1 protein-coding gene is annotated in these 281 nt (G+C 65.8%); it reads left to right on the forward strand.

Annotated elements, in window-relative coordinates:
• Positions 1 to 281 (forward strand): enoyl-CoA hydratase/isomerase family protein (locus AC6UDB_RS07015; RefSeq protein WP_500709546.1); only part of this gene is annotated, 281 nt, incomplete at both ends.

Genomic DNA, 281 nt, shown 5'->3' on the forward strand with positions numbered 1-281 from the left:
CTCCAAGCTGGCCTTCCCGGAAATCACTGTTGGCCTGTTCCCCGATGTCGGTGGCAGCTGGCTCCTGCCGCGCGTGCCGGGCAAGGGCGGCCTGTTCCTGGCCCTGACCGGCGCACTGCTCAATCCAGGCGATGCCATCTACGCCGGCTTGGCCGATGTGCACGTGGCTGAAGAACGCCGCAGCGCGGTGTTCGATGCGCTGCTGCAGGTGGCCTGGTCCAGTGATGCCGCACACAACCACGAACGCCTGACCCATCTGCTGCAGTCGCATGCCAGTGATG

The sequence above is a fragment of the Fructilactobacillus sp. X3R2C1 genome (genome assembly GCF_059901235.1).